A 21,582-nucleotide genomic window follows, 5' to 3' on the forward strand; every position below is an offset into this window, starting at 1 on the left:
TAGAGTTTTATGATAAATACAATATATTTGACAAAAAATTATTCGTACAACTTACTACCAAATACGTGTTTCTCTAAATTCGAAAGACGTTTTAAAATATCAAAGTTTGTCGTACCAGTAGCAGATGCAACAGGTTGTCTCTTAGGAGTATTATCAATTTCTTCTTTTAGCTGTTTATTTTCTTCACGAAGTTGGGCCACCACTTTTTCAAACGTTTCATAGTCTTGTATTATCTCATCAAGAAATGAATCGACTTCTTCTACATTGTAGCCTTTAAAATTCTTCTTAAATTCCTTTTCAAGGATCTTTTTTGACGTTAATTTAATATCCATTCACATCGCCCTTCCTCACACTACATGCGTTACATTATAGCATACTTCATCACATTATATCGTCTGAAAACATTAAATGTAAGGCTAAACTTGTCGTTTCTTGCGCTTACCCGGGAAATTATTTCTTATTTCCTAACCTGAGTAACCTCTTTTCCCAAGAAATTTCCCATTTCTCCTTTTGTTCTACTCCCCATTGCTCATTCTTTTTAATTAATTTTATGCCCTCTTGCGTATAATAAATGGCCTGGTTATAATCTTTCATTTGATGTTCATATATCATAGCGAGCTGTTCTAATACATGCAACTTTTTTCGTGAATCAACGAAATGAAGAGCAGCCACAAATGCATCGATTGCTTCACTAAACTTTTTATTTCTTTTCTGCTGGATTGCTAAATAATATTGTGCATTTCCTGCTTCTAGTGCATCAAATTGGGTCGTTACCTTTTCCAAAACTTTTACGCTCTGTGAACCCTCTTTTAAATCAGCATACCATTTCCCGATATTTGTAAACGTTTTTGCCGATTCTTCGCTTGCCTCCTCAAACAGCAAATTTGTAGAGTGGACATAAAGTGTAATCAGTGAAAGTAAATCCCATTCATTGTGAAGAAGGACTTTCATAAGTGCATCTGGAACACCACTTTTAATTGCATCTAAATAAATGATTGGTGCTAGATATCCAGGTATATCTCCAATACGGGAAAAGCCAAGCTTCTCTTCTTCCACAGATTTTAATTTCATTCGTTCCATATCATTTTTCCATAAACGCTTTGAACTATGCAACAAATCAATTTGCCGCTGTGTACGCAATTTAGGTAATTCTTTTTGATGGAGTGTCCAACGTGTTTCAAGTTGCGGCCAGTCAAAGCTTTTTCCATTGTAGGTAATCACCGTTGCTGTTTTTTGCCAAAGCTTCGATTCAAAAAGTAACGCGGCCTCATGAGCAGGATCGGCTAGAATAAATTGCGTTAAAATAAAGCTTTCATCTTCTTTTGACACTTCTAAAAAGCCCAGAAGAAAAATTTGTGTACCTACACCCTTTAACCCAGTAGTTTCCGTATCAAAAAATAATACCTTTTCATCCATTTTTAACGCATATGGATGTTCAAACTTTGCCTCTTGCCATTTTACTAATGCATCAAAATATGACTGCAACTTATAATGACCATGTTGAAAACCAAACGGATATCGCACTTGTCGTTTAAAAACAATACCGAAATCATTTTCTACAACTGTCAGGCCCGCTTTTGCCCACTGCTCTGTATAGCTTGGAGCAATAGGCTTTTGATAAGCAGGTTTATCCTCTTTTTTTATAGTTGTTGTCGTTTTTTTACCGAGCATTTTTTTCATTTGTAAAATTTTATTTTCGTAAGACATTTACTTCACTCATTTTCTGCATGTAAAATTGCTAAAATTTGTGTACGTTTTTCTTCGCTTGCTATAAACTATTTTGAGTTTTCACCACAAGTATAACTTATAGTAATCATAGTGCAACTTTTAGCTATTGCACAAAAAGGACGTGATTTTTAGAAGGGCTAGACGAATGCTCTTGTCGTTTTGATTTCGTCGCAGAGTACAGGTGAATTTAGTGGATAAAGTTAATCCTATAATAATTGAAATCTTTTTCGGATAAGAGTAGATTTTTCGCTGAAATCGAGCAACCGTAAATTGATTTATACACGAATGCAAGAAGAGGACTTAAAGGAATAGTATTAGACTTTTTCCTATCAAGCCCTCTTTGTACTCTAATTTAAAACTTGAAGCAGCTCTATTACTTTCTTCTTCCCCTGCTCCAAGCTATCTTGAGCTCCTATACACGATGGACAACCTGATTCACAAACACAGCTCACTACATGGTGCGGTGTTCTCGATAATAGCTCTTCCCATAGTTCATAAACTTTTTCACTTAGACCAATACCACCAGGGTACTTATCATAAACAAAAAATGTCGGCTGCTCATTATGAGTTGCCTTTACCTGTGGGACAACTGCTACGTCGCTACTATCACATTGAATAAACAAAGGTATGAACGCATTCATCGCATATGCAGCTCCTGTCATGGCGTCTGTTAGCTCCGCCTCCGACCATTTTTCTAGCGCAGAGAACGATAGCCACGAAGAGCTTGTATGCATTTCGTCCGGTGGTAAATGAATAGGGCCAGAACCGATATTATCGTGTGTACCGAAGCGTATTTTTTAAAGATCGTTGCCTGTGCGACTAAACCAACATCACCGAAGCCAATAATACCGCCTTTATAATCTCGGCTCCGATCTTCCTCTAGCACCTTCATCTCCCAGCTAGATTAGCGTCAGTATAGTAATCGACATCTACTTCTCGTACATACGCTTTATATTACGATAATTGTTTACAGCTTAAACGTGCTAGCATAGCTTCACGTACTTACAAATTGTAGTCTCTTAAAAGCAGTACTATGGAAATCAGCACGTATTTGGCTTCGAGAAATTGAAGAAAAGAAGATCCCCTAAGGATTTTGAGCTGTCAGTTTCCCCTGTTAAAGGTTATAGTAAATAAATGGATGTTTACTACTTTTATTTGAGTGTCTTTCATTTTCTTAAAAACGGAAGAAAATGAATAGACGGAAAATTCATTCAATTTTATACAACGCTAGTGAATCCTAGTATCAAAAATATCATTTTAGTAATATAATTATATATTATACTAGATATTTATTCTTATTTTCATCATAAACTATATATTAAATACATTATTTTGTATAATATGTATATATATTACAAGAAAGGGAATGTAGTTTTGAAAAAATGGGTTATGAGTTTATTCACAGTATTTATAGCTACATTTGTATTATCTATTAACGAAGATTCTGTTAAAGCAGCGGAAATGGAAAATACTAACGAAAATAATATGGCAAAATATTATGATGCCGATAATCAGGAAATAACACCCTATACTGAAGAGGAATATTTAAAAAAAATAGAGGATTCCTCTAAACAGGAAGAGACATTAATTTCTTCAAGAAGTGCTCAATATCCTAATCATTATGATGATTTTGGCAAAGGTGAATTTAAAAATTTTGTATGGATTAACAATGGCAAACTATATAAAAATCCTGTTTATGTAACTGTAGAAAGAGTAAACAGAACAAAGGATCTTGCGGTTTATTTTTATGACAGCTCAGATAAATTCGTAGGGAAAGTAGTTTTCCCTACATCTGGAACTTTCTGGAAATCAGCACCAACAGATCACTTACCTCGTGGAAAATCTTATAAATTTAAATTGGTAAGTGAGAGTGGTGAATTAGCGAAAGTTAAACAAGGGGAAATCGGATACGACAATTAAAATAGAAACATATAAGGTTTCCTATTAAATGGGTTAGCTATAAGTTGTAATTGACTTATCAGCTAGCCCGTTTTATTTTTCCATTTCCATCACGCATCAGTTACGTCACATGTTACAGTCCATCCAGTACTGGCAAACAAGTAACTACAAATTACAAACTCCAGACTAAGAGTGAGTTTCACCATAAGTTGTGCGTTTAAACTGATATGCTAAATCGAAAAATGTTGAGAAAGCTATGATTGTTTTACGAACTGACTTATCATCCTTGTTGGAAAATTAGTGCTGATGTTATGAAAAATGACAATGTATTTACTCTTAAATCAGATTAATGCAGATTCGGGAAATTTAAAAATGTAGCCAATTGCAGAAGGTAGTAACGAACTGAGTGCAAAAAGACTTAAGTTACTTCGCTTAATTTTGAAAAAACACCCTAACTCTTCTCGACGTCAACTAAAAGAACTTACTAGGAACAACTGTAAGATGATTTATAAATTAATCAAAGAAGAGCATGGTGGGATAGTGCTAGACTTTTTCCTCTCATAACCTCTTTTATCTCTAATTTAAAATTCGAAGTAACTCTATTACTTTTTTCTTCGCTTGTTCCAAGCTATCCTGAGCCCCTATACACGATGGACACCCTGATTCGCAAGCACAATTTGCTACATGCTCCAATGTCTTAGTCAACAAATCTTCCCACAAATCATATACTTTTTCACTTAAGCCGATACCACCAGGATACTTGTCATAGACAAAGAATGTCGGCTGCTCATTATGAGTTGTCTTTACCTGTGGGACAACTGCTACGTCGCTACTATCACATTGAATAAACAAAGGTATGAACGCATTCATCGCATATGCAGCTCCTGTCATGGCGTCTGTTAGCTCCGCCTCCGACCATTTTTCTAGCGCAGAGAACGATAGCCACGAAGAGCTTGTATGCATTTCGTCCGGTGGTAAATGAATAGGGCCAGAACCGATATTATCGTGTGTACCGAAGCGTATTTTTTTAAAGATCGTTGCCTGTGCGACTAAACCAACATCACCGAAGCCAATAACTCCACCATGATAATCTCGGCTCCGATCTTCTTCTAGCACCTTCATCTCAACTGCAAGATTAGCGTCAGTATAGTAATCGACATCTACTTCCCGTACATACGCTTTCTTCTCTTCCCAATCAAGCTTTTCTACTTGAAATTGAATGCCCTGATGCAAATAAATCGCCTCTTCATGTAGTAATGTCATCGCACTATGACGATCCATTTCACCAATAACCTTTGTTTGCGCAGCGATAGTCATATCAATGATTACAACATTTTCTTGTGAAGCAGAACGAAGACTAATGTCATGTGCCGGGAAACGGTCACTCATCCAATGCCACTTCTCACTCGTTTTAAAAACAACGCCTTCCTCCGCTAAATAGGCCAGTAACTCTTGAATCTCATATTCACCATACATATCATGTACGGAAAATGGTAGCTCAAACGCTGCACATTTCAAATGATCCATTAAAATCAACATATTTTCAGGATAAATACGCGCTTCCTCTGGTGCACTGCCAAGTAGAAAAAGTGGATGGTTCACTACGTACTGGTCAAGTGCTGCCGATTGTGCTACATAAATGATTAGTGCCTCGTCCTGACGACGGCCAGCACGACCAGCTTGCTGCCAAGCACTAGCGATATTTCCCGGGTATCCTGTCATGATACATGCTTGTAATTGGCCAATATCGACACCTAATTCCAGTGCATTTGTACTAACCACAGTCTGAATAGTACCATCACGAAGGCCTCGTTCAATAACACGTCGCTCAGAGGGTAAATAACCACCACGATAACCTCTCACCGATTCATCTAAAAGCTTATTGCGTGTAAGCTCCTTTAAATACGTCACAATCATTTCTACTCGCACACGACTTTTAGCAAAAATAATGGTTTGAATACCTGCTGTATATAATCTTTTCGCGAGATCGCTCACCTCTAAAACAGCACTTCGACGCACGCCAAATGTTTTATGGACGATTGGTGGATTATAAAAAAGAAATGTCTTTTTCCCAACTGGCGCGCCAGAATCGCTAATTAAGGCATGGCTTTCATTCGTTAAAGCTTCCGCTAACTCTTTTGGATTTTTGATCGTTGCTGATGTACAAATGAAAATCGGCTTACTGCCATAAAACTCACAAATACGTTTTAATCTTCGAATAACGTGCGCAACATGCGAGCCAAACACACCTTTATATGTATGCAACTCATCAATGACGATATACTGCAAATTTTCAAATAGTGAAACCCATTTCGTATGATGTGGCAAAATCCCTGAATGAAGCATATCAGGATTTGTCATTACAATATGCCCTGCCTTACGAACCTTTTGGCGAATGCCAGGCGCGGTATCCCCATCATACGTATAACTTAAAATTTCCTCACCGCTTTGTTCGATTAGTTCATTTAAATCATTTTTCTGATCCTGCGCCAAAGCTTTCGTTGGAAATAAATAAATCGCGCGTGAATTTTTATCTTCTACTATTTTTTGTAGTACCGGTAAATGGTAGCAATATGATTTTCCAGACGCTGTTGGTGTAACGGCAGTAAAGGAAACACCCTCCATCGCGTATTCAAACGCCTGACGTTGATGGGTATATAGTTGTTCTATTCCTCTTGCGCGAAGAGCCTTTACAAGTGAGGGATGTAAATTCTCTGGTAAAGGTGCATATTTAGCTTCACGCCCTTCAAGCGTTTGCCAGTGTAAAATGCGTTCCTTTAACTCCTCATCATATCTCCACTCGTTTAACAGTTCACTAATGGTCCTTTTTTTCGATAACATCTGTTTCTATCTCCTTCACTAACCTTTCAAAAATTTTTAATGTATAAGAGGTTGAATGAATCGCATCTAAAAAACGCTTTTTACTCGTTTCTTTATAAAAGGATTGCACAACAAATTGCTCCATCGATTCCACCGCTGAAGCAATTTGTTGTGTATGCATATATTTTGGCTGATTTTTTTGAATCCACTTATTCGCCTCTTGCTGCCATTCCTTTAAAAGCTGGTGAATGACATCAGCGTGTGGCTTAACCTCCACAAAAAAGTCAGGAGAACGATTCTCCTCACGCATTTGCCAAAAGCGTGAAACACATTTTTCACATTCATCTACTAATTGGGAAGTTTGCTGCAGTAACAACAATTTCGCACCTCATCTCATTAATGAAGGCTCATCACCATAAAGTTGGGTTTCATCCGATCGACTATGCACTTTCCTGAGGGCATCCGAATGGAACAACCAAGGTTCTTCTGTGCGGAAGCGTAGCGACAGCAACAACCGAGGTTCGTTTGAAAGCCTTAACGCATTACATGTCACATGTTTCAACACAACTTTTGGTGATGAACCTTAGAATTTTATCGTATTTAGGTTGAATCCATCCTTAAAATGAAGATTCACCTGCATTTACATGAGCGCAAGCGAACCTATTATTCTAAAATTCGTTCTACCTTAGTCTACAAAATTATTTATATTATATGAGTTATATTACTCCCAATGATGAATAAAAGCTCTATTTATGGCTCATCACCATAAACTTGAGATTGATTTTCGTTCGACTGTGGGAAGAGCAACGACAGCGCACAATGTTGGTCTTAAAAGAGCTATCACAGGACATATAATGTTTTTAGTCTTGTCCCACTACTAGCGCATTCTCGAGGTCTTATCAGTGACTAAAGCGTTGCCCAGTCATCACATCAATCTGCCCATATAAATGGCATATTTTTCAGGAAAATGACATCCCTAGCTTTTGATGATGAGTACTATTTAAGGTACATCACTCATTGTGGTAGATAATGTATGAAAAATACTCATATTGGGTTATCTATATTGCATATGAGATAAGTGTACCAAAGTCTATCATTTTTCACTACTAATAGGCGAACAAGCATTCTTTACTTGCCAGTTCTTTTCTGCTAAGCTTACTTTCTGGCTAACAGATTTAAGCTGCATAAAAAAATTCATGCTCTGTGCGTTGTTTTCCAAAGACACTCTCGTTAACAGTAATTGATTGACCAGATCCAACTGCGCAACTAATTGTTTTAACTTGTTCAAAATAACGCCTCCTTTGCTTTAATTTATGTATTCCTCGCATGTATAAAATACCCTTCATGCGTGACAAAATAAGCGTAAGTTAGCTGAAAGAAGAAGTATTTCGATAAAATTTAATTGAACTAGTCTATTTTCGTAGTCTTCAAAATTGTCTATTAAGTAGAGAAACTAACGTAGCGATTAGTTTTTTCTATAAATTCGTTTGGAAATTTCATCAGTTATTTTGACGATTCTCGAGTTATATTACATGATATTTTTCGACTTTAAGAGGCGAAAATTGCCCAAAGATCGGTTATTTAATGGTAATTTAAATCACCGTTAATCTAGCATCAATCATACTATTATTGGAAGTGGAGAACTGCTACTTAATCATGGTAAACTATTGTATAATAGCAGTATTATAGAGGGTGAACTAAGTGACAATTCGTTATCCGAATGGGAAATTATATTCCCCTAATCCAACTGTTGAAAAAACAGCAAAAAAGGGAAAGGACAAGGATTTTTCTTTTAGTAATCGAGGGAAAACACTAGAAGATGAAATTAATGAAGCAAATGATTATTATGTAAAAAGGCGACTTGCTATCATTCATAAGAAACCTGTTCCCGTGCAAATCGTCAAAGTAGAGTACCCATCACGAAGTGCTGCAGTTATTCGTGAGGCTTATTTCCGAACACCATCGACAACAGATTACAATGGGGTTTGGAATGGGCATTATATTGATTTTGATGCAAAGGAAACTGCTTCAAAGACTAGCTTTCCCCTAAAGAATATTCACGTACATCAAATGACACATATGCAGCAAGTGACGGAACAAAATGGTGTGGCTTTTATTATCGTTCGTTTCTCAGCTTTTGAACGATATTTTATCGTGCCATACGATGTTTTACAAAAGGCCTGGCTAGCGATGGAAAACGGTGAACGTAAATCGATTTCCTTTTCAACTATAGAAAAGGAAGCTTTTGAAATTCCTACAAGCTATTATCCACGGATCGATTATTTACCGATTGTCCAAAAGCTAATTGAAGCAAAAAGCCATGGTTCTGAAAGTGAGGAGATAGTAGAATGACTGAACGTCGTCCGACACGCGGTGAGCATCAAAAGGCTCTCGCTCAAAAAAATAAAAAAAGCGCACCGAAACCATCGAAGAAAAAATGGTTCAAGCGCATTACGTTAACAATAGTAGCTGTTATAGCTGCATGTTTTATTGGAGGTGCAGGGTTATTCGCCTATTATGCAAGTAGCGCACCTGAACTAGATGAAAACTTACTGAAGGATCCGGTTTCCTCAGAGTTCTATGATAAAAACGGTGATTTATTTGCAACGATAGGTGCAAAAAACCGTAAATATGTAAAATATGAAGATATACCAAAGGATATGATTAACGCTATCCTTGCAACGGAAGATGCACGCTTTTTCGAGCACGGTGGTATGGATTTTTATCGCCTTGGTGGCGCAATACTCGCTAACTTCCGTGATGGCTTCGGGGCACAAGGGGCCTCTACATTAACACAGCAAGTTGTTAAAAACTCATTTTTACAAAATGAGAAAAAATTAAAACGTAAAGCACAGGAAGCTTGGCTTGCCTACCAATTAGAACGTAAATATTCAAAAGAAGAAATTTTTGAAATGTACTTTAACAAAATGCTGATGTCAGGTCGTGTTTATGGCTTCGGTACAGCAGCCCAATATTTCTATGGGAAAGAACTAAAAGATTTAACTTTAGATGAAGAAGCATTACTTGCAGGTTTAGTACAACGTCCAAATGCATACAATCCAATAAAATACCCAGAGCTTGCCGAGAAACGTCGAAACACTGTTTTAGGTTTAATGTATCAGCATGGTAAAATTTCAAAAGAGGAAATGGAAGAAGCAAAAAAAGTAGATGTTAAAATCGGCCTCGCTGATGATGAAACTCGTCAAAAATTTGCTGGCACTAAGTACGATGCCTTCCTTGATGTTGTTATTAATGAGCTAGAGGAAAACGGTGATGGAAGTGCAATGGCGGAAGGAATTAAAGTTTACACAACTCTTGATCCGAAAGCCCAACAAATTGTGGAAAACATTATGAATGATGACAGTAACTTCCCAACTAAAGAGATTCAATCTGGTGTAACTGTCGTTGATACGAAAAGTGGTCAAATTCAAGCAATCGGTGGCGGACGCAATTACGGGGTTAACCGTGGTTTCAACTATGCATATGATTTAAAACATCAACCAGGCTCAACTATGAAGCCATTACTAGATTATGGACCAGCAATCGAAAATTTAAAATGGTCAACAGGTCAAACACTTGTGGATGAACCTATGAAATACTCAAGTTCGGATCAAACTATTACAAACTGGGATAATAAGTATATGGGAGCAATAACAGCACGTAAAGCTTTATATGCTTCACGTAACGTTCCAGCTGTTAAAGTATTAAAAGAAGTAGGTATTGATAAAGCTCAAGAATTTGTTGGTCGTTTAGGCATTAATGCTGAAAAAGTTTATGAATCTGATGCGATCGGTGGTGGGGATATTACAATGTCTCCTACACAAATGGCAGCTTCCTATGCAGCATTTGGGAATAACGGTGTTTACACTGATCCTTATGCGATTACAAAAATCGTTTACCGTGATGGTAAAACAACAAAAGACTACACACCAGAACCAACTGTAGCAATGAGCGATTATACAGCTTACATGGTGACAGATATGTTACGTGACGTTGTCGGTAATAAACCTGATGCGTCAGGTACTGCAGCCAATGTACCTGGATTAGATATCGCAGGTAAAACAGGTACAACAAACTATTCACGCGCTGATTTTAACAAGCATAATTTACCGGATACAAGTGTACCTGATTCATGGTTTGCTGGTTACACATCAAACTATTCAATCGCTATTTGGAGTGGTTATGAAAAACACTTTGATCCTATTACAACTTGGGATGAACGTCGTTTACCACAACATTTATTTAAACAAATTATGAAAGAGATTTCGGCGAACGTTGAAACACCACGTTTCAAAAAACCAAACTCAGTTGTGGAAGCTACAATTGAAGCAGGCACAAAGCCACTTAAATTAGCAAGTAACTTTACTCCAAGTGAGAAACGTCGAACAGAGCTATTTGTCCGTGGTACAGAGCCTAAGGAAGTTTCAAATGAATACGCAATGCCGGAACTTGCTTCACCTTACAATGTAAGTGCAAGCCTTGATATAGAAGGTCGATCAATCAATATTTCTTGGCAGCATGATGCAATGCTTAATCCGGAAACAAATGAACCGCTACCAACTACCTTCGAGGTATCTGCTAAACGAGAAGGCGGAAAAACTATTTCTCTTGGTACAACGGAAAGCAAAGACTTAACGATTAGCAGCAAAGAACTAGAAGATGGCAATTACACGATTTCTGTCGTAGCAGTTGTTGAGGATACACGCAGTAAACCAGGTACAGCTACCTTCCAAATAGCAGGTACGACTGATGAAGAGGATAAAGATAAAGAGCCAGATACTCCGGATAAACCTGATGTTGAGGAGCCAACAGCACCTGATCAAAATGGCAACAACGGGGACAATGGTAATCACAATGGTAACAATGGCAATAACAGCAACAATGGCAATGCTAATACTGGTGGCAATGGTAACGCCGGTGGGAATGGTAACAGCGGCAATACAGGAAATAACGGTAACCCCCCAGGTAACAACGGCAACAATAATGGTAGCAAGCCACCAACTACGCCAACTGAACCAACCGCACCGGATGATGGTACCGGTAGTACTGAATAAAATAAAGCAGAGTAGCATAACGCTACTCTGCTTTTTTGTTGTTGGAAAACTATATGTCTATAAGTCAAAGTGTCAAAAAAGTATGTCTTTTCGTCAAGAGAGGAGTTGATTGCCGTTCCGGCTGGTCGCTTCCCCACCAATCAACCACAACACATAAAACGTTTCTTTGGCAGGGCAATCTAATTTAAAGTGATAAATTGAAACTTCAAAAGATGTTTTTTTTGCGCGAAAGCGTAGCAACAAATTGTGGAAGTGGCTCAACACTTCGACACAGAAAAGCGCGGAAATCAACATTTTAAAATTGATTTCTCGCGCTTTTAAGGTTTTGACCAGTTATGTACCAGCCTCTTTTTATATCTTTCAGGTCTATCTGTCTTATTATTTTTTGGCAGCCTGCAAGCGTAGCCGTGCTGCTCGTTTTTTTGTTTCCTTAAATAATTCATCGAGCTGACGATAACAGGCATATTGGCCAGGCTTTGCTTTTATAAAGGTTAAGCGTTCGACACCATTAATAGGTAACACTTCATCCCCTGCATCTTGCACTAAGCGCTCAAACAATAAAATGGCCATTTCCATCAATCCTTTTGCTTCACCAGTCCTTGCATCATGAGCTGCATGAATTTTGCCTTCTAGTTCTGCCCATTTTGCAAACCAAGCATCTACTTTTTCCTTTTCGAGTGCCTCTACATTCACGCTTCCTTCACCAACCCTTTCTTTAAACGTTTTTGCCCCTCTCTACAATCATCAAGTAAAGGGCAAGTGTGACAGTTAGGGTTTTGAGCTTTACAATGATAACGACCGAAGAAAATTAGCTGGTGATGTGTTTTCGACCACTTGTCCATCGGTGTTTTTTTCATAATTGTTTCTTCGACTTCAAGCACTGAATCCTTCCAGCGACAAAGTCCCAATCTCTTAGAGACCCGCTCTACATGTGTATCCACTGCAAGTGCAGGAATTTCAAAAGCAACAGACAACACGACATTAGCAGTCTTACGACCAACACCAGGCAATGTGACTAGTGCTTCTCGACTTGCGGGTATTTCCCCCTCGTATTCCTCTAATAGCCTTTGACATAATGCTTGAATATTCTTTGCCTTATTCCGATACAAACCAATGGAGCGAATGTCCTGTTGCAGCTCTTCTAAGGATACAGCTAAGTAATCTTCCGGCTTTTTATATTTTTGAAACAATGTTTTCGTTACTTTGTTTACAAGTACATCCGTACACTGGGCCGATAATAACGTGGCAATAGTTAGTTCAAACGGATTGTCATGTACTAACTCACAATGTGCATCAGGAAACATACGATCCATTTCCGCTAGACAATGCTCCCATTGTTTTTTTGTTAACATGTCGGAAGCCTCCTATTCTCTTTCTTCTAACCAATTATAAAATGGTACTTTATTTGTCGACTGCGTTTCTTGCTGCATTGTTCGGACTGGCGGTCGGTTAAATGTTTGTTTTTCCCGGAACTGCTCGCTTTGCTTCTGTGCTGCCTGTGGTGTCGTAATATTTTTCTTTTTCCACTCCAGTAATATTCGATCTATATAACGAATACTTAGCTTGCCAGCAAATACAGACTCCTTAAGCGCCTCCTTAATAAGCGCCGGACTGTGCTTATCCTCATCTAACCAATATCCGATTTTTTCTAGCTCTAAAGGAGATAAAAGACGCCCCATTTCCTCTTCAAATAATCGGAATATTTCACCCTCTTCTTGTCGAAGTGATGCTGCTGATTTTTGATGTTCCTTCATTTCAATCATCTGCATAATACGCTCCCAAAGTGGGTATACCGAATATTTTTCATATAGTTTGCCATTTGCATCGACGTCGCTTGTTATTTCAAGGAAACCTTTTTGCATTAAGCGCTGTAGTCGTGAAGTAATGTCATTGCCAGGCATTGTCAGACGATTCATCAGGTCATTAGGCGTAGGAAAATCATTCCCCTCCATATGGAACGAAAGTAAATGCATAACAATAAGTGCCTCATCATCCTCAATATTTAACTCCTTATAAAACTGAAAAAAAAGCTGAGGAATTTGAATCATTCTCTGCTCAGTCCATGTACGGAGTCGATTGTTATTTGTGCTCATATTATACTTGACTCCTTTTTCTATCGTAAGTAGAAAAGCCGCGTAGACACATCACTACGCGACTTTTTTTAATTTTAACTGCTTTGACGGGCAGCAAAACCTAAAAGGTATTGCTTATGGATATAAGCGGTTTAGTAAACGTGGGAATGGAATCGTTTCACGAATGTGCTCCGTGCCAGAAATCCATGCCACCGTACGTTCCAATCCAAGACCGAAGCCTGAATGTGGTACAGAACCTTGTTTACGTAGCTCTAAATACCATGCATAAGCATCTAAAGATAATTGATGTTCTTCAAGACGTGATTTTAATAAATCATAGTCGTGAATACGCTCAGAACCACCAATTATTTCACCATAACCTTCTGGTGCAATTAAATCTGCACATAATACTACATCATCACGGTCAGGATGTGGTTGCATGTAGAATGGCTTAATGCCTACTGGGTAACAAGTGATGAATACAGGTTTATCAAATGAATTAGCAATTGCTGTTTCATGTGGTGCACCGAAATCATCGCCCCATTCAATATCGTCAAATCCTTGCTCATGTAATAATTTAATGGCATCGTCGTAAGAAATACGAGGGAATGGTGCTTTGATATTTTCAAGTGTTGAAGTATCACGACCAAGTCGCTCTAATTCTAATTTGCAGTTTGCCAGAACTGATTGCACAATATGCGCTACATACTGTTCTTGCACTTCTAGGTTTTCTTCAAATTCCACAAATGCCATTTCTGGTTCAATCATCCAAAACTCGATTAAGTGGCGACGTGTTTTAGATTTTTCTGCACGGAATGTAGGACCGAATGAGAACACTTTACCTAATGCCATCGCAGCCGCTTCCATATAAAGTTGACCAGATTGAGAAAGATATGCATCCTCATCGAAATATTTTGTGTGGAATAGCTCAGAAGTACCTTCTGGAGCTGACCCAGTTAAAATCGGTGGGTCCATTTTTGTAAAGCCATTGTCGTTGAAAAACTCGTAAGTTGCACGAATAATTTCGTTACGAATTTTCATGATCGCATGTTGCTTACGAGAACGTAGCCATAAGTGACGGTTATCCATTAAAAACTCTGGACCATGTTCTTTTGGCGTAATAGGGAAATCAGTTGCAGCATGTAGTACTTCAATACCAGTTACAGCAATTTCACAGCCAAAGCTTGAACGCTCATCTGCTTTAACCTCTCCCGTAATGTACATTGAAGTTTCTTGGGACATTCCTTTTGCAATGGCGAAAATTTCTTCGCCTACTTCTTCTTTTACAACAACGCCCTGAACAAAGCCAGAACCATCACGTAATTGTAAGAAGGCAATTTTCCCACTTGATCGTTTGTTCGCTAACCAAGCTCCTAGCTTGACGGTTTCACCGATATGCTTTGGCATATCTTGAATCATAATTTTTTTCATAGAAATCCTCCAAAGTTCAATCAATTGTGCCTTGGCATAATTGCGTCTGGAATCGGCTTTGTGCTTGCACAAAGAACTCCTTTCCGATTCCATGACATCCGCCGGAGGCTTTAACTTCTTTCAGCGGGCGTTTGGACCCCCTCTGAAAAATAGCTTACATTCGCATTCATCTCACCACCTATAGAGGTGGGCGACTTCTGTACCTGTCGCTACGCTTTCGGTACAAAAAAGATCTGCTGAAAGATGTTAAAAGGATTAGTCTTGCCATTTTGATTTTACAAATGTATCAATTCGACGGACTGCCTCTTCTAATAAGTCTAAAGATGTAGCATAAGATAATCGCATTGTAGTTGGTGCACCAAAGCCAGAACCTGGAATCACTGCTACGTTTGCTTCTGTTAAAATATCCGAAGCGAATGCATCTACTGAATCATAGCCAGTATGAGCCATAGCTTCTGCTACATCTGGTAATAAATAGAATGCACCCTGAGGTTTTAAAACGTTGAAGCCAGGAATTGCACTTAACTGTGGATAAATTTTTTCAAGACGAGTTTCGAATGCTTGACGCATTTCTTCTACAGTGTCTTGTGGTCCATTATACGCTTCCACTGTTGCATATTGTGCAGTTGTTGTTGCGTTCGATGTAGAGTGTGATGCCAGATCGGTCATTGATTTAATAATGTCCGCATCCCCTGCAGCATAACCGATACGCCAGCCTGTCATAGAGTGAGATTTTGCAACACCATTTACAACGATTGTACGTGCTTTCACTGCATCAGATAGTTGTGCAATTGAAAAATGCTCAATACCATTGTATACAAGCTTCTCATAAATTTCATCTGACACGATTAAAATATCTTTTTCTTCTGCAACAGCAGCAATTTCAGCAATCTCTTCACGAGAATAAATCATACCTGATGGGTTGCTAGGAGAGTTAATAATAACTGCTTTTGTTTTATCTGTCACAGCAGCTCTTAATTGATCCGCAGTAATTTTATAGCCTTGCTCACGTGTGCCTTCAACATAAACAGGTACACCGCCCGCTAATTTTACTTGCTCAGGATAAGATACCCAATAAGGAATTGGAATAATAACTTCATCGCCCTCGTTTAAAATCACTTGGAATAAAGTATAAAGAATATGTTTTGCTCCAACACCTACAATTACTTCATTCGGCTTGTATGTAAGATTGTTGTCGCGTTGAAGTTTATCGATAATAGCTTTCTTAAGTACTGGAAGACCGCCAGCAGGTGTATATTTTGTTAAACCTTTTTCCATCGAGTCAATGGCAGCATTTAAAATATTTTGTGGCGTGTTGAAGTCAGGCTCACCAGCACCTAGACCAATAACGTCAATACCTTGCTCTTTTAATTCCTTTGCTTTCGCAGTAATTGCTAAAGTTGAAGAAGGTGTTAAAGTTTTTACACGGTTTGCTAATAAATTTTTCATACGAGATCTACTCCTCTTATAAATTCGTAATGCGCTTCCACCAGTCGCCGTCCTTAAACATAATATAGACATAGTTGAGCTTATCGTGATCGTTTAGGTATGTAATTTCCCAAACAGCACCTGGCTCCTCATAGCCTAATTTGATATTAAGGACTTTTTGTACATTGCCTTCTTTTTTCAAAACCGATAATGCCTGCTTTTCCGTAATACCCTCTTTTAAAAGTACTTCCTTAATTGAATCAGCTTTTAGATTCGTCGGAACAAAGACGGCTTTTTTATCACCATATTCATCTGCCCCGAACACAGTGACATACGAATGTTTGCCATTATATGTGTAAGACTCCGAGACAATTGCGAGGGCTTTGGCATCGAGTGCCAACTGTTCAGCCTGCTCTTCAATTGAACGGAATGGAGCCTCGGCTTTCCAGAGTACTAAAATACTAATGACAAGTGACAATGAAACCATAAAGACAGAAATGAAAATCAACCAGTTTTTCATATATTCACCTTAAGTTTCACATCTAGCGTATTCTTTAACACGAATGCCTGATGCTTTTGCATATCTATAACTGCGTATACATTCATTTTGCTTTCCATTTTTGTCAACCTGCTTTCTTTCCTCATACCACAACATTATACAACAATTTTGTGCTGTCGTGTTTCTTATTTCATATATTGTACGTTGATAGAATAACGTTTTCAAATGATTCGGGTAGTAATTTTTTTCTTTTCCGTGCAGCCCTTAAGAAAGAAAACCCTTTCAATGGAAAAATTCCTATTCACAATTGCAAATAGGAAGCAAAATTTGTCGCTAAAATCCTATGATAATCCACAAAAAACATAGTAGGACGACCGTCATTTAAAGCACTGTACAAGCATTGATTTGCCTGCTTATATAAAGATTTTTTTGTAATTGGCACACCTTTTGCTGTCACTTCGCTTTTGCCACAGAACGTAGCGTTCTTAGACTGAGTTCCTGGGGCACCGACTGAAAAGCAACTTAAATTTGCAATTATCTCACCACCTATCGAGGTGGAGACTTCTGTCCTGTCGCTACGCTTTCGGCCAAAAGATGAAATAAATTAAATGTGGATATTTTTTTATAAGTACAATTATCTCCATTATTGTCCTAGTTGCCTATTGTTTTTACCCATATGATGAGGTAATGAGCAATTTTAAGAATTGAAAAGGGACGTGATGTTTTGACTAAAGAAGTTAATCCTACAGATCCAGAGACAATACCAAAATTTGTGGATGAGCTGCCAAAACCGGTTACCGCTAAACCTAAATATTATAAAGGCCAACAGAGAAAAAATTATTATGAACTTAAAATGATGCAAGCAGAGCATTCTTTCCATAAAGATTTCCCCAAATCAATCATATGGGGCTATAACGGACTTTATCCCGGACCGACAATTGAAGCTACAAAAGACAAAAGCATTTATGTTAGATATAAAAATCAATTGCCCTTAAATCACTTTTTACCCGTTGATTTTTCACTTCATGCGGCAAACGATTCAACGGAAGTAAGAACTGTTACACATTTACATGGCGCAAATGTAGATTGGGAGAGTGACGGACATCCCGAAGCATGGTATACAAGAGATTATGCTCAAACAGGTCCAAAGTTCAATAAAGACATACATGAATATACTAATCATCAACCCGGCGCAACTCTGTGGTACCATGATCATGCAATGGCGCTAACTCGTTTAAATGTGTATGCCGGATTAGCCGGTTTTTATTTACTTCGAGATTCGCTTGAGGAGCGTTCTAACCTACCTTGTGGTGACTATGAGTATCCCATCTTAATACAAGATAAATCATTTAATGAAGATGGCTCACTTTTCTATCCTGATGAACCACCATTCCCAGTTCCCGTTCATCCATCTATTACACCTGGCTTTGTTGGTAATACCATCGTTGTAAACGGGAAGGTCTGGCCATATTTAAATGTCGAACCTCGTAAATATAGATTTCGTTTTCTCAATGGTTCCAATAGAAGAGGTTATGTCATTAGCCTTTCAAACGGTGATCCTATGATACAAATCGGAACAGACGGAGGCTTTTTAACTGCGCCTCAAGAAATTCAATCTGTCGAATTATTGCCGGCAGAACGAACAGATGTTATAGTCGATTTTTCATCATATGAAGGTCAGGAAATAAAGTTAGTCAATTCCGATGAAAATTTCATTGATGAACATACACGTGTAATCATGCAGTTTAACGTGTGTCTTCCTCTAAAGTGTGAGGATACTAGTGAAATACCAGAAAGACTCGCAGTATCAATGGATTTACATTCACACGATGCACATACCGAGAGACATTTGCCATTAACTGCTGCGACAGACGATTTTGGTCGACCAATGTTTTTATTAAATAATCGTATGTATCATGATCCTACTACCGAAAAGCCTGCACTTGATAGTATAGAGATTTGGAATTTTATAAATGCCACGCAGTTTGATCACCCTATTCATCTACATTTAATTCAATTTAAAATACTAGAACGACGCCCTTTCGATATGGGGCTATATCAAAATGAAGGTAGACTGGAATTTACAGGGCCCCCTGAAAAACCGCATAACTATGAGCAAGGTTGGAAGGATACTGTAAAAGCGGAAGCAGGGAAGGTTACGAAAATTATTATGCATTGGAAAGATCATGTCGGCCAATATATGTGGCATTGTCATTTCCTAGAACATGAAGATCATGACATGATGCGACCAATACTCGTCATGAAGGATTTTCCCCCTGTGCAAGAGCAACATGCTGAAATCCAGCATGAAATAGAGCATGTGCAAGAACGGCATCATGACGACTCTACTATTGTTACGGGCAATAATGAGCACACTGTACCATTCTTGAACACTTCTCCACACTTCACGCCAATTGAAGAAATTGTAGAATACTCTCAAGCCTCTTTGCAAGCAACATATTTAGAAAACGAAATAGAATATACTCCGCAAACTATTCCTCTCTTAACTAGTACGCAAAACAATACTCACTCTACTGAAACAGCTTATTTAGAAGACAATGTGGAATATAATCAGCTATCTTCACCACTTTTGAACAATACTCAAAATATGACGTTTTCAAAAATAGAACTTCCGCAACATCAAATTATTCGTTCTGATATTGAAAGCATTCCCCAACCAATCTTCCCGTCTGACGAGTTTCAATCTCGACAAAGAATACCTGCGAGGCGTCGGAGAAGATGGTACTAATGTTACCAATATAAAAGGCTTGGAAAAAACTGAGCAAACTCTTAAAATGCGCGAGATATCAATTTTAGAAACATGATTTCTCGCGCTTTTCTGATGTAAGGAAAATCTTTTTTGAAAATATACTTACGTCCCTCCTCTCTATGATTTTAATTGTTAATTAGACTATAAAGAATAGGTACGATAAACAATGTTCTGACTATCCGCATAAACTCGATGGCCATTTGAACTTCTTTCCTCCGGTAACAGTAAATTTTTGGTTTCATAAAAGCGTAATGTACTTTTGGCTATGCCAGTTCTTTCAGAAAATTCTTGAATCGTCATATCAAAGCGCCCAGTCGGAACGGAAATCAACCACACGTTTTGGTGATGATCCATTATTAAGGGTTTTAATTTACCATTTGTTATCCAATACGCTGATTTCCGCTATCATCAGCTAAAAATAGGTACACCTACGCAAAATATCACCTAAAGATCCTTTAATCGGTCAATAGTATTTTCCTAAGACAAAAAAGAGCCCCTTTTGCTGTGCATTAAGGGACTCAAAGGGTAATCGTTTGAAAATGATTGTCAGTATTTACTGTTGTTTAGAATGCTCGAGTAAAGCATTGTGCAATAGATTTCTTATGAATTATTCTGCTATCTCGCTCTTTTCAAAGCGTAAAATTCTCTTTGTTGCAATTGCCATCACTACCATGGCAATACTAATCATTAAAATAGGAATGTAGACTTTAACACTAAATGCTTCAAATAAAAGGCCATACAATATTTGCCCAATCGGTGCCATACATTGTGAAACGGCAATGATGATAGCCATGACCTTCCCTAAGTTTTCATTAGGCGTTTCTTTTTGTACAAGTGTAATAACATATATTGAAATAACGGTCAGAATCATAGCTATAACAAGCGCACTACCGACAAATAAAGTATAAGACGGATAATATCCTATATTAAGAATGAGTGGCGTAACTGCTAGAGCCATTGGAACAATCAATAAAGCTGTGATAAACACCCAAAAGTATAAATTATTGATACCCATTTTTTTCGCAAAGTACCCCATTGATAAAGCTCCTAAAATTGTAGCAAAATCGATTAATCCCATCCCTATTCCATACAATGTATCACTACTTTGCATTGTAACACGCAGAATAATCGGTACACCTACGACAAACAGCGGTGTTAATAATAAATTTAATAATGCAGCTAAAATCATACATTTGAAGATAAAAGATTTCTTCACTACATAACTAAAGCCTTCTTTCAAATCATTTACAAGCGTAGGAATAATATGTCTATCCTGTTCTCGTTGCATAAATGGTATATGGATAAACATCTCTAATATGGCAGAAAGGAAAAAGAACACAGCACTCACTATGACAAGCACTTTTAAGCCAATCAAACCGTAAAGTATTCCTCCTAATACAGGTGCAGCTACATTAGACAATGATTGAATACCATTGACTATTCCATTAGCTTGCTCTAGTTTTTCCTCTTCTACAAGTACTGGAATACTGGCCATCACTGCAGGTGCATACATAGCACTAACAAAGGAAAGAAGCACCATCACAACACCAATAAGCCAAATGGAACTATTACCATAAGCTAGCATTGCAAAGAAAATAAAAACGATTATGCTACTCGTAAAATCAAAAATCACCATTAAATTACGCCGATTAAACCTGTCAGCAATTGCTCCTCCTAGCGGTGCTAGTAAAATTGGGACACTCGATATCGCAAATAGTACTGCAAAAAGATCTGCACGTCCTGTAATATCTAGTACATAAAGTGATAAGGCAAACCTTAAAAGCGCAGATCCTAATATAGAAATAATTTGCCCAATCACCATAAGATTAAAATCTTTTGAAAAGCCTTTTCTTTTAATCTGTGATTCCATTCATTAGACCC

At 37.9% G+C, this 21,582-nt stretch carries 17 protein-coding genes and 1 pseudogene; 4 read left to right on the forward strand and 14 right to left on the reverse strand.

What is annotated here, in order from left to right; translation table 11 throughout:
• Positions 1-38 precede the first annotated feature (38 nt).
• From gpsB to C7Y47_RS07950, 3 genes and pseudogenes are all read right to left on the reverse strand, one after another.
• The gene (gene gpsB / locus C7Y47_RS07940) at positions 39-332 is read right to left on the reverse strand and encodes a cell division regulator GpsB (RefSeq protein WP_100544475.1); all 294 of its coding nucleotides are present in this window, start codon (positions 330-332) and stop codon (positions 39-41) included.
• A 118-nt stretch (positions 333-450) separates the two neighbouring features.
• Positions 451-1,707: a ribonuclease H-like domain-containing protein gene (locus C7Y47_RS07945; protein WP_142508287.1), complete on the reverse strand. Its 1,257-nt coding sequence runs from the start codon at positions 1,705-1,707 to the stop codon at positions 451-453.
• A 368-nt stretch (positions 1,708-2,075) separates the two neighbouring features.
• Positions 2,076-2,679 (reverse strand): annotated as a pseudogene (locus C7Y47_RS07950) (Zn-binding domain-containing protein); the annotation flags it as partial.
• Positions 2,680-3,102: 423 nt separating this feature from the next.
• Between C7Y47_RS07950 and C7Y47_RS07955 the strand changes: the two are divergent.
• Positions 3,103-3,648 (forward strand): hypothetical protein, encoded by a 546-nt coding sequence (locus C7Y47_RS07955; RefSeq protein ID WP_142508288.1) that lies wholly within the window; start codon positions 3,103-3,105, stop codon positions 3,646-3,648.
• 555 nt (positions 3,649-4,203) lie between these two features.
• Here the strand turns inward: C7Y47_RS07955 and C7Y47_RS07960 are convergent.
• The 3 genes from C7Y47_RS07960 to C7Y47_RS07970 form a co-directional block, all read right to left on the reverse strand.
• Positions 4,204-6,468: a DEAD/DEAH box helicase gene (locus C7Y47_RS07960; protein ID WP_142508289.1), complete on the reverse strand. Its 2,265-nt coding sequence runs from the start codon at positions 6,466-6,468 to the stop codon at positions 4,204-4,206.
• On the reverse strand, positions 6,443-6,826 hold the full coding sequence (locus tag C7Y47_RS07965) for a YppE family protein (protein WP_142508290.1): 384 nt from the start codon (positions 6,824-6,826) through the stop codon (positions 6,443-6,445). The genes C7Y47_RS07960 and C7Y47_RS07965 overlap by 26 nt, the downstream gene beginning before the upstream one ends.
• A gap of 714 nt (positions 6,827-7,540) precedes the next feature.
• Positions 7,541-7,735 carry a hypothetical protein gene (locus C7Y47_RS07970; RefSeq protein WP_053482465.1) on the reverse strand — a complete coding sequence of 65 codons (195 nt, stop codon included), beginning with the start codon at positions 7,733-7,735 and terminating at the stop codon, positions 7,541-7,543.
• Between the two features lie 413 nt (positions 7,736-8,148).
• Between C7Y47_RS07970 and recU the strand changes: the two genes are divergently transcribed.
• Together recU and C7Y47_RS07980 are read left to right on the forward strand one after the other, a co-directional pair.
• Positions 8,149-8,799 (forward strand): Holliday junction resolvase RecU, encoded by a 651-nt coding sequence (gene recU, locus C7Y47_RS07975; RefSeq protein ID WP_142508291.1) that lies wholly within the window; start codon positions 8,149-8,151, stop codon positions 8,797-8,799.
• The gene (locus tag C7Y47_RS07980) at positions 8,796-11,501 is read left to right on the forward strand and encodes a transglycosylase domain-containing protein (protein ID WP_142508292.1); all 2,706 of its coding nucleotides are present in this window, start codon (positions 8,796-8,798) and stop codon (positions 11,499-11,501) included. Before recU ends, C7Y47_RS07980 begins: the two co-directional genes overlap by 4 nt.
• Before the next feature lie 378 nt (positions 11,502-11,879).
• On the opposite strand, the gene C7Y47_RS07985 is transcribed toward C7Y47_RS07980, so the two are convergent.
• From C7Y47_RS07985 to C7Y47_RS08010, 6 genes are all read right to left on the reverse strand, one after another.
• Positions 11,880-12,194, reverse strand: coding sequence for a YpoC family protein (locus C7Y47_RS07985; protein ID WP_142508293.1), 315 nt, complete (start codon positions 12,192-12,194; stop codon positions 11,880-11,882).
• Positions 12,191-12,853: an endonuclease III gene (nth, locus tag C7Y47_RS07990; RefSeq protein ID WP_049666611.1), complete on the reverse strand. Its 663-nt coding sequence runs from the start codon at positions 12,851-12,853 to the stop codon at positions 12,191-12,193. Before nth ends, C7Y47_RS07985 begins: the two co-directional genes overlap by 4 nt.
• A gap of 12 nt (positions 12,854-12,865) precedes the next feature.
• Entirely contained in the window at positions 12,866-13,594 is a 729-nt protein-coding gene (locus C7Y47_RS07995; RefSeq protein WP_142508294.1) for a DnaD domain-containing protein, read from the reverse strand.
• Between the two features lie 114 nt (positions 13,595-13,708).
• Entirely contained in the window at positions 13,709-15,004 is a 1,296-nt protein-coding gene (asnS, locus tag C7Y47_RS08000; RefSeq protein WP_132359094.1) for an asparagine--tRNA ligase, read from the reverse strand.
• A gap of 255 nt (positions 15,005-15,259) precedes the next feature.
• Entirely contained in the window at positions 15,260-16,453 is a 1,194-nt protein-coding gene (locus C7Y47_RS08005; RefSeq protein ID WP_142508295.1) for a pyridoxal phosphate-dependent aminotransferase, read from the reverse strand.
• Positions 16,454-16,469: 16 nt separating this feature from the next.
• A complete protein-coding gene (locus C7Y47_RS08010) occupies positions 16,470-16,952 on the reverse strand; it encodes a cell wall elongation regulator TseB-like domain-containing protein (RefSeq protein WP_142508296.1) in 483 nt (160 codons plus the stop codon).
• Between the two features lie 703 nt (positions 16,953-17,655).
• Here C7Y47_RS08010 and C7Y47_RS08015 point away from each other — a divergent pair.
• Positions 17,656-19,680: a multicopper oxidase family protein gene (locus tag C7Y47_RS08015; RefSeq protein WP_255505083.1), complete on the forward strand. Its 2,025-nt coding sequence runs from the start codon at positions 17,656-17,658 to the stop codon at positions 19,678-19,680.
• 162 nt (positions 19,681-19,842) lie between these two features.
• On the opposite strand, the gene C7Y47_RS08020 is transcribed toward C7Y47_RS08015, so the two are convergent.
• Positions 19,843-20,001 (reverse strand): MerR family DNA-binding transcriptional regulator, encoded by a 159-nt coding sequence (locus C7Y47_RS08020; protein ID WP_142508297.1) that lies wholly within the window; start codon positions 19,999-20,001, stop codon positions 19,843-19,845.
• Positions 20,002-20,308: 307 nt separating this feature from the next.
• Positions 20,309-21,571, reverse strand: a complete 1,263-nt coding sequence (locus C7Y47_RS08025; RefSeq protein WP_142508298.1) for an MFS transporter — start codon at positions 21,569-21,571, stop codon at positions 20,309-20,311.
• Positions 21,572-21,582 lie beyond the last annotated feature (11 nt).

The sequence above is a fragment of the Lysinibacillus sphaericus genome (genome assembly GCF_006864135.1).
Lineage (GTDB): Bacteria > Bacillota > Bacilli > Bacillales_A > Planococcaceae > Lysinibacillus.

Bases quoted from the DNA above. Each gene is read 5' to 3' on its own strand.
- gpsB (WP_100544475.1), bottom strand. From the start codon at position 332: ATGGATATTAAATTAACGTCAAAAAAGATCCTTGAAAAGGAATTTAAG.
- C7Y47_RS07945 (WP_142508287.1), bottom strand. From the start codon at position 1,707: ATGTCTTACGAAAATAAAATTTTACAAATGAAAAAAATGCTCGGTAAA.
- C7Y47_RS07960 (WP_142508289.1), bottom strand. From the start codon at position 6,468: ATGTTATCGAAAAAAAGGACCATTAGTGAACTGTTAAACGAGTGGAGA.
- C7Y47_RS07980 (WP_142508292.1), top strand. From the start codon at position 8,796: ATGACTGAACGTCGTCCGACACGCGGTGAGCATCAAAAGGCTCTCGCT.
- nth (WP_049666611.1), bottom strand. From the start codon at position 12,853: ATGTTAACAAAAAAACAATGGGAGCATTGTCTAGCGGAAATGGATCGT.
- C7Y47_RS07995 (WP_142508294.1), bottom strand. From the start codon at position 13,594: ATGAGCACAAATAACAATCGACTCCGTACATGGACTGAGCAGAGAATG.
- asnS (WP_132359094.1), bottom strand. From the start codon at position 15,004: ATGAAAAAAATTATGATTCAAGATATGCCAAAGCATATCGGTGAAACC.
- C7Y47_RS08005 (WP_142508295.1), bottom strand. From the start codon at position 16,453: ATGAAAAATTTATTAGCAAACCGTGTAAAAACTTTAACACCTTCTTCA.
- C7Y47_RS08010 (WP_142508296.1), bottom strand. From the start codon at position 16,952: ATGAAAAACTGGTTGATTTTCATTTCTGTCTTTATGGTTTCATTGTCA.
- C7Y47_RS08020 (WP_142508297.1), bottom strand. From the start codon at position 20,001: ATGACGATTCAAGAATTTTCTGAAAGAACTGGCATAGCCAAAAGTACA.
- C7Y47_RS08025 (WP_142508298.1), bottom strand. From the start codon at position 21,571: ATGGAATCACAGATTAAAAGAAAAGGCTTTTCAAAAGATTTTAATCTT.